General features: G+C 69.0%; 10 protein-coding genes. 7 read left to right on the top strand and 3 right to left on the bottom strand.

The features are described 5' to 3' along the window. Positions 1-22: 22 nt before the first annotated feature. A complete protein-coding gene (locus tag QWY76_RS03755) occupies positions 23-1,234 on the bottom strand; it encodes a tyrosine-type recombinase/integrase (protein ID WP_290309767.1) in 1,212 nt (403 codons plus the stop codon). Between the two features lie 226 nt (positions 1,235-1,460). On the opposite strand from QWY76_RS03755, the gene QWY76_RS03750 reads away from it, so the two are divergent. Continuing rightward, entirely contained in the window at positions 1,461-2,519 is a 1,059-nt protein-coding gene (locus QWY76_RS03750) for a DNA-binding protein (protein WP_290309766.1), read from the top strand. A 15-nt stretch (positions 2,520-2,534) separates the two neighbouring features. On the opposite strand, the gene nfuA is transcribed toward QWY76_RS03750, so the two are convergent. Next, the gene (gene nfuA / locus QWY76_RS03745) at positions 2,535-3,125 is read right to left on the bottom strand and encodes a Fe-S biogenesis protein NfuA (protein WP_290309765.1); all 591 of its coding nucleotides are present in this window, start codon (positions 3,123-3,125) and stop codon (positions 2,535-2,537) included. A gap of 306 nt (positions 3,126-3,431) precedes the next feature. On the opposite strand from nfuA, the gene metH reads away from it, so the two are divergent. The 4 genes from metH (at position 3,432) to QWY76_RS03725 (ending at position 10,867) form a co-directional block, all read left to right on the top strand. Next, complete coding sequence (gene metH, locus QWY76_RS03740) at positions 3,432-7,133, top strand: methionine synthase (protein ID WP_290309764.1); 3,702 nt, start codon at positions 3,432-3,434, stop codon at positions 7,131-7,133. A gap of 63 nt (positions 7,134-7,196) precedes the next feature. Then, positions 7,197-8,525 carry an MATE family efflux transporter gene (locus tag QWY76_RS03735; RefSeq protein ID WP_290309763.1) on the top strand — a complete coding sequence of 443 codons (1,329 nt, stop codon included), beginning with the start codon at positions 7,197-7,199 and terminating at the stop codon, positions 8,523-8,525. Positions 8,526-8,688: 163 nt separating this feature from the next. Next, the gene (locus QWY76_RS03730) at positions 8,689-10,341 is read left to right on the top strand and encodes a nitrite/sulfite reductase (protein ID WP_290309762.1); all 1,653 of its coding nucleotides are present in this window, start codon (positions 8,689-8,691) and stop codon (positions 10,339-10,341) included. Continuing rightward, a complete protein-coding gene (locus QWY76_RS03725) occupies positions 10,334-10,867 on the top strand; it encodes a DUF934 domain-containing protein (protein ID WP_290309761.1) in 534 nt (177 codons plus the stop codon). Before QWY76_RS03730 ends, QWY76_RS03725 begins: the two co-directional genes overlap by 8 nt. Positions 10,868-10,936: 69 nt before the next feature. Here the strand turns inward: QWY76_RS03725 and smrA are convergent, their stop codons facing one another. After that, on the bottom strand, positions 10,937-11,530 hold the full coding sequence (smrA, locus tag QWY76_RS03720) for a DNA endonuclease SmrA (protein WP_290309760.1): 594 nt from the start codon (positions 11,528-11,530) through the stop codon (positions 10,937-10,939). A gap of 109 nt (positions 11,531-11,639) precedes the next feature. Between smrA and QWY76_RS03715 the strand changes: the two genes are divergently transcribed. Further along, positions 11,640-12,065, top strand: a complete 426-nt coding sequence (locus tag QWY76_RS03715; protein ID WP_290309759.1) for a gamma-glutamylcyclotransferase family protein — start codon at positions 11,640-11,642, stop codon at positions 12,063-12,065. Between the two features lie 111 nt (positions 12,066-12,176). Beyond that, complete coding sequence (locus tag QWY76_RS03710; protein ID WP_290309758.1) at positions 12,177-12,638, top strand: MgtC/SapB family protein; 462 nt, start codon at positions 12,177-12,179, stop codon at positions 12,636-12,638. Positions 12,639-12,683 lie beyond the last annotated feature (45 nt).

Below are 12,683 nucleotides of genomic sequence, written 5' to 3'. Positions count from 1 at the left end.
CTCCTCGATGTGATGGTCGCGATTATAACGTCCGGGGGCCGGCCTCGTCCGCCCCCTCGCCAGCTTGCTCGGCTGAGCCGCCGTCCGACAGCCCGTGGCGGGACTGCTGGCGATGCCACTCCGCGTCCTCGGCATGCAGGTAGCGGGCCGTGGTGTCGAGCCGGGAATGGCGCGCCGTCTCGGCCAGGTAGCGCAGCTCGACCCCGGCCTGGGCCTGGTGGGTCAGGGCCGTGTGGCGAAGCCAGTGGGGCGTGGCCCGGCGCAGTTGGGCCACCTCCCGCGTCGCCGCCTCGCCGAGCTCGCTCGCCAGGGCCCCTGCCGCCTCGTCGAAGACGCCGCGCATCAGCCGGTACAGCCGGTTCTCGCCCAGGCCGCGGCGACCGTCCAGCCCCCGCAGCAGCGGCGTCGCCTCGTCCGGGCCGGGCTCGGGGACGAGGCCGAGGTGGCCTCGCCAGTCGCCCAGCAGGCGCATCATGTCCGGCGGTACCGGGATGCGCGCCGCCTTGCCGCCCTTCCCCACCACGTCCCACCACCAGCGCCCCTCGCGCCGCTGGAAGTCGCTCATGCGGGCCGCCGCCATCTCCGAGATGCGCGGGGCCAGCAGGTAGGCGAAGCCGAACACCAGCCGGCGGCGCGCGCACTCGAAGTGGCGTCGTGGCGAGGCGCCTTGCGGTGGCTGGCGGGTCAGCCACCCCCACAGCCAGTCCCACAGGGGGCGTTCCAGGTAGCGCTCGATCCGTGACTGGCGATTGTCCAGGCGACGCCGCTTGTCGCGCATCAGCCGGAAGGGGTTGTGGGCGATCCAGCCCGCCTCGGCCAGCCAGGCGAACAGCCCCTGCAGGATGACCAGGCTCTGGCGACGGCTGGCGGGTGACAGCGGGCCGCGGAACGGACGCCAGCGAGGGTCGCGACGCGGCCGCGTCGCCCCCACCCAGCGTTCCCGGGGCTGCGGGTCGCCGAGGAAGGCCTCGAAGGCGTCGAGGTGGTCGCGGCGCAGCTCGGCGAGCCCCAGGTCCTGGGTCGCCAGCCACAGCAGCAGCCGCTCGGCCTCGCGACGATAGGCGCGCCGGGTATTGGGGCTGGCCCGGTACTCGGCGAGCCACAACCCCACCGCCTCGATATCGTCGCCGGCCGCGATATGGCTGGCGCCCTGGGCGCGTGGCGTGAGCGGCCCGGCAGGCGCCATCTCGTACAGCCCGCGCACCACCTCCTGCCCCATGACGGTCTCCGACATCCCTCTCCCTTCCCTGTGCCATACCGCGTATGACGGCTGGGTGCAGTGTCCCCGTGGTGACCCAGAAAATCAAGATAAGCCGCGTAATCTTGCTTTTTCCGCCAATAAAATAATGTAAATTACGTAGTACGTAATATGTAATTCTCTTCATTTTCCCACCCCGCCGGGGTATGCTGCGCGCATCGGCATCGCCCAAGGGCGGCGAAAGGGCAGCAAGGAGAACGGCATGGCACGCAGCGGGGTGCAGTACGAGGATGTGCAGCGGGCGATCGACACCCTGATGGCCAGGGGCGAGGCGCCCAGCGTGCAGAAGATCCGCGAGGCGCTGGGCACCGGCAGCTTCACCACCATCAGCGAGCACCTGAGGGAATGGCGCAAGCGTCGCGAGGAGAACCGTGACGTGCCCCCGCCACGGGGCATGCCGGCCGCCCTGCAGGAGCTTGCCGAGACGCTCTGGCAACAGGCCCAGGAAGCGGCCAACGAGGCCCTCGCCCACTATCGGCGCGAGGCCGACGACAAGGTGGCCGAGGCCCTGCAGAGTGTCGCCGCCGCCGAGCGCCGCGCCGAGGATGCCGAGCAGCGCGAGACCGCCCTCTCCGCGCATCTGACGCGCACCGAGCAGCGGCTTACCGAGCAGACCGCCGAGTTGGCGCGCCTGCAGGCCGACCACGCCGCCCTGCAGGCCGCCGAGGCCCGCCAGCGCGAGATCCGCGGCCGCCTCGAGACACGACTGGACCAATTGCAGGGCGAACTCGAGCGCCAGGCGCAGGCCCATCGCCGGGCGCTGGACGACCAGGAGGCGACCCAGCAGCAGCGCCTGGCTCAGGAAGAGCAGCGCCACGAGGCCGCCGAGGCCCGCCTGATGGGCCTGGTCGACGAGGCTCGGCAGGAACGGCAGGCCGCCGAGAAGGCCCATGCGTCGCGTGTCGAGCGCCTGGAGAAACGCCTCGAGGCGGCGCAGGCGGAGCAGCAGTCGCTGCGCGAGGCGCTACAGACGGAAGAGAAACGGCGACGCGGCGAGGAGTCGGCGCGCCGCGAGGCCGAGACCGTCCGCACCAGCCTGGATCAGGAACGGGTCCGTCTCGAGGCCCGGCTGGAGGACAGTCAGGCGGCCCTGGCCTCGCGCCAGTCGCGCGTGGAGGGACTGGAGAAACAGCTCGAGGATCGCCTCTGGTCGTCGCTGGAGACGATCCGCGAGAGCCGCGAGCGGCTGAGCGACACGCCCGGAAACGGCGCGGGCCCCGACGATGCGGGGCCCGAGAAGGAAGGCGCTGCCGAGACCTGAGGCAGTGCTGGCTGGCTAGCGGTAATAGGCGTTGCTGGTGTCGGTATGGTCGGTGACGTCGCGGATGCCGGCCAGCTCCGGGATGCGTTCCATCAGGGTCTTCTCGACGCCTTCCTTGAGGGTCAGGTCCACCGCGGCGCAGCCCTGGCAGCCGCCGCCGAAGGCCAGCACGGCCACCTGTTCCTCGGTGAGCTCGACCAGCTTGATCTCGCCGCCGTGGGCCGCCAGCCCCGGGTTGATCTCGCTGTAGAGCACGTAGTTGACGCGGTCGGCCAGCGGGCTGTCGGCATTGACCTTGGGCATCTTGGCGTTGGGCGCCTTGATGGTCAGCTGGCCGCCCATGCGGTCGGCATTGAAATCGACCACCGCCTCCTCGAGGAACGGCAGGCTGTGCTTGTCCAGGTAGACCGCGATCTTGTCGAGCTCGAGGCGCTCGTCGCTGGGCTCCTCCTCGCCGGGCCGGCAGTAGGCCAGGCAGGTCTCGGCATAGGGCGTGCCGGGCTGGGTGATGAAGATGCGCACGGCGATGCCCTCGACGTTCTGCTTGGCCAGCAGTTCGGCGAGGTAGTCCTGGGCACTGTCGGTAATCTGGATGCTGTCGCTCATGATGCTCTCGCTGTTCGCGCCGGGCCGCCGCGGTGCCGACCGCCGCGGCCAAAGGCCGCAATGAGGTGATGGGCCCATGGTAAGCGAGAGGCCAGCGCGAGACAATCCCGAGTGATTTGCTGGGTTTTACCGCCCGCCCCGTTACAGCCCCCTGCCGCCGCACGCCGGCTTTTGCTACCATAGCGGCTTGCTCGGACGGGGCCCAAGCCCCGCCGACTCTCGACGGCCGCCTCATATGACAAGACGCCTCAGGCGCCGCGCCGTCGATGCGCCCCGACGCCTTCACGCTGGAGATTGACCCGACCCATGGCTGCCGTCCCGACTCCCCTGACCACCACGCTTACCGAACGCCTCGGCCAGCATATCCTGATGCTGGACGGAGGCATGGGCACCATGCTGCAGAACGCGGCACTGTCCGAGGAGGAGTTTCGCGGCGAGCGCTTTGCGGACTGGCCCAGCGATCTCAAGGGCAACAACGACCTGCTGGCGCTGACCTGCCCGGACCTGGTGGCGCGCATCCATCGGGACTATCTGCTGGCCGGGGCCGACATCGTCGAGACCAATACCTTCAACAGCACGCGACTGTCCCAGGCCGACTACGGCATGGAGGCGCTGGTCCCCGAGCTCAACCGCGAATCGGCGCGGCTGGCGCGCGCGGCCTGCGACGCCGTGGCCGAGGAGACCGGCGTGCCCCGCTACGTCGCCGGGGTGCTGGGGCCGACCTCGCGCACGGCCTCGCTGTCCCCGGACGTCAACGACCCCGCCAAGCGCAACGTCACCTTCGACGAACTGCGCGACAACTACCGCGAGGCCGCCGAGGCGCTGATCGAGGGCGGCAGCGACCTGATCCTGATCGAGACGATCTTCGACACCCTGAACGCCAAGGCCGCGATCTACGCCCTCGAGGAGCTCTTCGAGGCCCGCGGCGAACGGCTGCCGGTGATGATCTCCGGGACCATCACCGACGCCTCGGGACGCACCCTGTCCGGCCAGACCACCGAGGCCTTCTGGAACTCGGTGCGCCATGCCCGGCCGCTGTCGGTGGGCCTGAACTGTGCCCTGGGCGCCGAGGAGCTGCGGCCCTACGTCGAGGAGCTGGCCAAGAAGGCGGACACCTTCGTCTCGGCCCACCCCAATGCCGGCCTGCCCAACGAGTTCGGCGAATACGACCAGACCCCCGAGGAGATGGCGGCCATCGTCGCCGAGTTCGCGCAGAGCGGCCTGGTCAATATCATCGGCGGGTGTTGCGGCTCGACGCCCGAGCATATCGCCGCCATCCACCGGGCGATCCGCGAGCTCGCCCCGCGGCCGCTGCCGCAGCGGCCCCTGGCCTGCCGCCTGTCGGGCCTCGAGCCGTTCAACATCGAGCACGACTCGCTGTTCGTCAACGTCGGCGAGCGCACCAACGTCACCGGCTCGGCCCGCTTCAAGCGGCTGATCAAGGAAGAGGACTTCACCACCGCCCTCGAGGTGGCCCTCGAGCAGGTGGAGAACGGCGCCCAGGTCATCGACATCAACATGGACGAGGGCATGCTCGAGTCCGAGGAGGCCATGGTGCGCTTCCTCAACCTGATCGCCGGGGAACCGGACATCGCCCGGGTGCCGATCATGGTCGACTCCTCCAAGTGGGAGATCATCGAGGCCGGCCTCAAGTGCATCCAGGGCAAGGCGGTGGTCAACTCCATCTCGCTGAAGGAAGGCGAGGACGCCTTCCGCGAGCAGGCCACCAAGTGCCGGCGCTACGGCGCCGCGGTGGTGGTGATGGCCTTCGACGAGCAGGGCCAGGCCGATACCTTCGCGCGCAAGACCGAGATCTGCCAGCGCGCCTATCGGCTGATGGTGGACGAGATCGGCTTCCCCCCGGAAGACATCATCTTCGACCCCAACATCTTCGCCATCGCCACCGGCATCGAGGAACACGACAACTACGCCGTCGACTTCATCGAGGCCACCCGCTGGATCCGCGAGCACCTGCCCCACGCCATGGTCTCCGGCGGGGTGTCCAACGTCTCCTTCTCGTTCCGCGGCAACAACCCGGTGCGCGAGGCCATCCACTCGGTGTTCCTCTACCATGCCATCCGCGCCGGCCTGACCATGGGCATCGTCAACGCCGGCCAGCTGGCGGTCTATGACGACCTGCCCGAGGCGCTGCGCGAGGCCGTCGAGGACGTGGTGCTCAACCGCCGCGGCGACAGCACCGAGCGGCTGCTGGAGATCGCCGACGAGTACAAGGGCGATGGCAGCGGCGGCGCCAGGAAGGAGGACCTCGAGTGGCGCAGCTGGGAGGTCGAGAAGCGCATCGAGCATGCCCTGGTCAAGGGCATCACCGCCTATATCGAGGACGACACCGAACTGGCCCGCCAGCGGGCCACGCGCCCCATCGAGGTGATCGAGGGCCCGCTGATGGACGGCATGAACGTGGTCGGCGACCTGTTCGGCGCCGGCAAGATGTTCCTGCCCCAGGTGGTCAAGTCGGCGCGGGTCATGAAGCAGGCGGTGGCCTACCTGATCCCCTACATCGAGGCGGAGAAGAGCGAGGACACCCAGGCCAAGGGCAAGATCGTCATGGCCACCGTCAAGGGCGACGTCCACGACATCGGCAAGAACATCGTCGGCGTGGTCCTGCAGTGCAACAACTACGAGGTGATCGACCTCGGCGTGATGGTGCCGGCCGAGAAGATCCTGCAGACCGCCCGCGACCAGAACGCCGACATCATCGGCCTGTCGGGGCTGATCACCCCCTCGCTGGACGAGATGGTGCATGTCGCCAAGGAGATGCAGCGCCAGGGCTTCACGCTGCCGCTGCTGATCGGCGGGGCGACCACCTCCAAGGCCCACACCGCGGTCAAGATCGAGCCGGGCTACGAGCACCCGGTGATCTATGTCACCGATGCCTCGCGGGCCGTGGGGGTGGCGGGCAAGCTGCTCTCGCCGGGGCTCAAGGAGGCCTACGTGGCCGAGATTCGCGCCGAGTACCAGACCGTCCGCGAGCGCAACGCCAGGCGTCGCCCCAAGGCCGCGGAGATCGGCTATGCCGAGGCGCGTCGCCACAAGCCGGCCATCGACTGGAAGGCCTATACCCCGCCGCGGCCGGCCCTCGAGGGCCTCGAGGTCTTCGATGACTACGACCTGACCCGGGTGGTCGAGCGCATCGACTGGACGCCCTTCTTCATGAGCTGGCAGCTGGCCGGCAAGTACCCCAGTATCCTCGACGACGACAAGGTCGGCGAGGCGGCGCGTAGCCTGTTCGCCGACGCCCAGGCGATGCTGGCGCGGATGATCGACGAGCGCCTGATCCAGGCCCGCGGCGTGATCGGCCTGTGGCCCGCCAACAGCGTCGATGACGACGTCATCGAGGTCTATGCCGACGAGTCCCGTGTCGAGGTGGTCGAGCGGCTGCACCATATCCGCCAGCAGACCACCAGGAACCGCGAGGGGGTCTGCTACAGCCTGGCCGACTTCGTCGCGCCCAAGGCCAGCGGCAAGCCCGACTGGATCGGCGGCTTCGCGGTGACCACCGGGCACGGCGTCGAGGAACTCGCCAACCGCTACAAGGCCGCCGGCGACGACTACAACGCCATCATGGTCCAGGCGCTGGCCGACCGGCTCGCCGAGGCCTTCGCCGAGCACATGCACGAGCGGGTCCGCAAGGAGTTCTGGGGCTACGTGCCCGACGAGACGCTCGACAACGAGGCGCTGATCGCCGAGAAGTACCAGGGGATCCGCCCCGCGCCGGGCTATCCGGCCTGTCCGGACCATACCGAGAAGGCCGCCCTCTTCCGTCTGCTCGACGCCGAGACCCACGCCGGCCTCGAGCTCACCGAGAGCTTCGCCATGTGGCCCGCCGCGGCGGTCTCCGGCTGGTACTTCGCCCACCCCCAGTCGAAGTACTTCTCCACCGGCAGGATCACCCGCGACCAGGTCGAGGTGCTGGCCAGCCGCAAGGGCATGTCGCTCGCCGACCTGGAACGCTGGCTGGCGCCGGTGCTGTCCTACGACCCCAGCTGATGGTGCGGCGTGACGCGACGGCCCCCCTGCGGGGGGGCGGCCCCGGTTGCGACGGACGCTGCCATGCTGCCTGAGTCCCCCCGTCGCCGGACCATCCTGCGCCTCGCCCTGCCGATCATCGGCGGCATGCTCAGCCAGAGCCTGCTCAACCTGATCGACGCGGCGCTGGTGGGCTCGCTGGGCGAGGTGCCCCTGGCCGGCGTGGGCATCGGCGGCTACGCGATCTTCCTGATCACCGCCGTGGTGTTCGGCCTGTCGTCCGGCGTCCAGGCCCAGACCGCGCGTCGCCACGGCGAGGGGGACTGGGGGCGGCGCGCCCAGGCCCTCAACGCCGGGCTCGCGATCGCCCTGGCCGTCGCCCTGCCCCTGACCCTGCTGTGCCTTTGGCAGGCGCCGCGGCTGCTGGCGCTGATCAACCAGGACCCGCTGGTGAATGCCGAGGCCGTCGCCTACTTTCGCTGGCGCGTGGTGTCGCTGGTGCCGGTGGCGATGATCTTCTGCTTCCGCGGCTACTGGAACGGCATCCAGCAGACCGGCGTGTACCTGCGCATCATCCTGGTCATGCACCTGGTCAACGTGGTGGCCAGCGTGCTGCTGATCTTCGGCTGGCTGGGCCTCCCCGCCATGGGCGCCGCCGGCGCCGGGGCCGGCACCAGCCTCTCGCTGTATGCGGGACTCGCCATCTGGGCGGCGCTGAGCCTTCGCCGTGCCACCGCTAGCGGCTTCCTGGCGGGGCGGCCCTACCCCCGGACCCTGGTCACCACCCTGCGCCTGGCCGCGCCCCACTCGTTCCAGCAGATCTGGTTCGCGGCGGGCTATGCCGTGCTGTTCTGGATCCTCGGGCAGGTCGGTACCGCCAGTGTGGCGGTCGGCCATGTGCTGGTGAATCTATCGCTGCTGCTGATCCTGCCCGGGGTGGGACTGGGCATGGCGGCGATGAGCCTGGTCGGCGAGTCGCTGGGGCGCCAGGACCCTCGCGCTGCCCACCGCTGGGGCTGGGACGTGGTGCGCCTGGCCTGGTTGTGTCTGGCGCTGATCGCCCTGCCGATGGTCCTGTTCCCCGAGGCGGTGCTCGCGCTGTTTCTCCACGAGCCGGCCCTCAGCGCCATGGGGCGGGTGCCGCTGCAGCTCACCGCCGTGATGATCGTGCTCGATGCCGCGGCCCTGGTGTTCGCCCAGGCCTTGCTCGGGGCCGGCGCGAATCGTACGGTAATGACCACCACCCTGACCCTGCAGTGGCTGGTGTTCCTGCCGCTGGCCTGGTGGGTGGGCGTTCAGCTGGGCTACGGCCTGGTGGGCATCTGGTGGGTCCAGCTCGGCTATCGCTGCCTGAACTCCGCCTGGTTCGTGATGATCTGGCAGCGACGCCGTTGGCTGAGGCTCGCGATATGATGGCGGGAGCCGGCGGCAGGCGACGATCGGGTCGCCCCGTCAGGTGCCGCGGCTCATTCCATTTCGAATATAAAGTATGAAGATTTATTCTTTTATAGAATAACCCCGACCCATTAAGGTGGGCGTCAAGCTCCGCCACTTCCAAGTTGCAGGTAAGCGCTGAATGTACCGTTACGACACCCATGATCAGACCCTGGTCGACGAGCGCGTCGCCCAGTTCCGCGACCAGATGCGTCGCTACCTCGAGGGCAAGATCAGCGACGAGGAGTTTCTGCCGCTTCGCGTGCAGAACGGTCTCTATATCCAGCGCTATGCGCCGATGCTGCGCATCGCCATCCCCTACGGGATGCTGGCCTCCTACCAGCTGCGCAAGCTGGGCGAGATCGCGGCGCGCTATGATCGGGGCTACGGCCATTTCACCACCCGCACCAACCTCCAGCTGAACTGGCCGAAGCTCGAGGACGTGCCGGACATGCTGGCGGAACTCGCCAGCGTGCAGATGCACGCCATCCAGACCAGCGGCAACGACATCCGCAATACCACCACCGACCAGTTCTCCGGCGTCGCCGCCGACGAGGACGTCGATCCGCGCGCCTGGTGCGAGCTGATCCGCCAGTGGTCGACCTTCCACCCCGAGTTCGCCTATCTGCCGCGCAAGTTCAAGATCGCCGTGACCGGGGCCGAGGAGGATCGCGCCGCCATACTGGTCCACGACGTGGGCCTGCGGCTGTGGCGTGACGACGCCGGCGAGGTGCGCGTGAAGGTCCTGGCCGGTGGCGGCCTGGGTCGCACGCCGATGATCGGCGACGTGGTCCGCGAGGACCTGCCCTGGCAGCACCTGCTGACCTACCTGGAAGCGATCCTGCGGGTCTACAACCAGTTCGGCCGCCGCGACAACAAGTTCAAGGCACGCATCAAGATCCTGGTCAAGGCGCTGGGCATCGAGGAATTCCGTCGCCGCGTCGAGGCGGAATGGGCGCACCTCAAGGATGGCTCCCAGACTCTCAACGAGGAGGCCGTGGCGGCGGTGGCCGAGCATTTCGTCGACCCCGAGCGTCGCGAGGTGAGCGAGGAATCCGTCGAGGCCTACGAGCGCCTGCGCGCCGAGAACCGCGCCTTCGCCCGCTTCGTCACCAACAACGTCACCGACCACAAGGTCCCCGGCTACAAGGCCGTGACCCTGTCGCTGAAGCGCCGCGAGCACTCGCCGGGCGATGTCACCTCCGAGCAGATGACCGCGATCGCCGACCTGGCCGACGAGTTCGGCTACGGCGAGCTGCGGGTCACCCACGAGCAGAACCTGGTGCTGACCGACGTCCCGGTGGATCGCCTCGAGGCCCTCTGGCAGCGCCTCGAGGCCCTCGGCATGGCCAACCCCACCGTGGGCACCCTCGCCGACCTGATCTGCTGCCCCGGCGGTGACTATTGCGGCCTGGCCAACGCCAAGTCGATCCCGGTCGCCCACGCCATCCAGGAACGCTTCGAGGATCTCGACTTCCTCTATGACCTGGGCCCGCTGGAGCTCAACATCTCCGGCTGCATGAACGCCTGCGGCCACCACCATGTCGGTCACATCGGCATCCTCGGCGTCGACAAGAAGGGCGAGGAGTACTACCAGATCTCGCTGGGTGGCAGCCAGGGCAACGGCGCCTCCCTGGGCAAGATCCTCGGCCCGTCCTTCTACCGCGAGGATGTGCCCAGCGTGATCGACAAGCTGCTGCAGGTCTACGTCGGCGAGCGCACCGCCGACGAGACCTTCCTCGACACCTATCGCCGCATCGGCCTCAAACCCTTCAAGGAGCGTGTCTATGCCTGAGCAGACCTCCAGCCGTCCCCTGATCGTCGAGCGTCGTGTGGTGAGTGACGAGTGGGTTCTCTGCGAGTCCGCCGAGGCGTGCCCCGAGGGCCAGCCCGCCATCGTGCCGCTGGAGGCCTGGCAGGCCTCCCAGCAGGGCCCGGACATCGCGCCCTGGCTGGCCAGCGACACCGAGATGACTGCGGCGCTGGCCGAGGAGCTCGAGGCCGCCCCACTGGTCGCCATCGACTTCCCCAGGTTCACCGACGGCCGTGGCTACAGCATCGCCCGGCTGCTGAGGGAGCGCCATGGCTACACGGGTCAGATCCGCGCCGTGGGGGATGTGCTGATCGACCAGCTGTTCTACATGTCGCGCTGCGGCTTCGACGCCTTCTCGCTGCGCGAGGACCAGGAGGTCGAGGTGGCCCTGAAGGCCCTGGATACCTTCAGCCTGAGCTACCAGCCCGGCGTCGACGATCCGGAACCGCTGTTCCGTCGGCGCCAGCGTAAGCCGGGAAAGACTGAGGCGGATCGGGCCATGGCCTGATCCGCAGTCCCCGCACCACCGATGACGACGCCGGCCACGAGGGCCGGCGTCGTCGTTGTCACGCCCGCCTCAGCCGCGCCGCTTCTGCTGTCGCTCGCGGTTGGCGGCCCGGGCGCGCTCGCTCTTGCGCAGCATCACCCAGGTGGCCCCCAGGCCACCGTCGGCCTGGCCCGCCGAGGCGAAGGCCTGTACCTCGTCGAAGGTCGGCAGCCACTTGGCCAGGTAGGAGCGCAGCACATTGGGCGGGCTGTCGATCTCGCGCCCCCGCCCGTGGATGATCAGCACCGAGCGCAGGTCATGCTCCCAGGCCTCGCGCAGGAACGCCGGCAACGCCCGGCGGCATTCCTCGAGGGGGCGACGGAGCAGGTGGAGGCTGGCCTGTACCGGATAGCCGCCATGGCGCAGGCGGTCCATCACCCCCTGCTGGATGCCGTCGCGGCGGAAGGCCAGCGGATCGAAGGGCGGCACCAGGTCGACGAAGTCGTCGGAGAGCATGTCGCACCCCTCGTCGCCGCCGGCGGCACTCTCGCGACGGGCGAGTTGCGCCTCGCTCGGGCCGGCATGACGCCGGCCGGCATCGGCCCGGTCCGTGCCGCGACGCAGCGGTCGCACTTCCCCGACGAGGGCCCGAAAGTCCAGGTCGTCATGGCGGGACTGGGTCATGGGACACCTCCGTCGCAGATGATCTGGTTGCCATCCTAGCAAAGCGCGCCGGGGGGCTTAAGTCCCGGCCCCCGGCATGTCAGGATGGCCCGACTGCCCGGATCCCATCATGAGTTCCCCCATGCCGCGCCGCTTGATCGCCGTTTGCCTGATTGCCTCGCCGGTCGCCCTCGCCGGCTGGCTGTGGCTGACCCTGCTCAGCCCCTGGACCTATGAGCGTCCCGAGCACCTGGCGCCGGTGTCCCCGGGGGTACACCAGCTGTTCGTCTACGGCACCCTGCGCCATGCGCCGATCCGCTGGCTGGTCTATGGCCGCGTCGGTGACCCCGAGCCGATCAGCCTCGCCGGCTATCGCCGCGAGGGGCTGGACCTGGTCCCCGCCGACGGCGCCAGCGTCGAGGGCCTGCTGCTGCGAGTGAATGCCGAGGAGCTCAGGCGCCTCGACCGCTACGAGCGATTGGGCATCCGCTATCGACGGGTGCGCGTTCGACTCGCCGATGGACGCGACGTCTGGACCTATCGACGCCTCGATTGAGCTGGTGAGAGGTCGGCTGGCGATGGCTGGTATGCACGATAACGGTATAATTATTTCACGACCTGCCTCAGGCACTATCTTGATCTGTAAAGCGCCGCCAAGGAGCGCCCCATGGATGCCGAAATCGGCCTGCTGGACATGCTGACCCGCCTCTCCGTCGCGGCGGGCCTGGCCATGGTGCTGGGCCTCGAGCGGGAGCTGCGCGGCAAGCCGGCGGGGCTGCGTTCGCACATGCTGGTCGCCCTGGGGGCCGCCGCCTTCCTGATCGTCGGCCTGCAGATCCTGTTCGCCACCGCCGAGGGGGATCCCTCGGCACGTATCGACCCGACCCGGATCATCGAGGGCGTGATCGGCGGTATCGGCTTCCTCGGTGCCGGCAGCATCATCCGCAGCGGCTCCAGTGTCCACGGGATCACCACGGGGGCCTCGATCTGGCTGGCCGGCGCCATCGGCATCGCCGCCGGGGTCAACAACTTCGCCCTGGCGGCCATGGTCACCGGGCTGGCCCTGGTGATCATGTCGCTCCTCGGGGCCATCGAACGTACCCTTCCCCATCGCCGGCGAGACGACTGACAACCGCCCCCACCCCCGGTTGTGGCGGCGCTCGAGCACGGCCTA

Source organism: Halomonas maura, assembly GCF_030409305.1.
GTDB lineage: Bacteria > Pseudomonadota > Gammaproteobacteria > Pseudomonadales > Halomonadaceae > Halomonas > Halomonas maura.
This window is presented reverse-complemented; position numbering and strand designations above follow the sequence as displayed.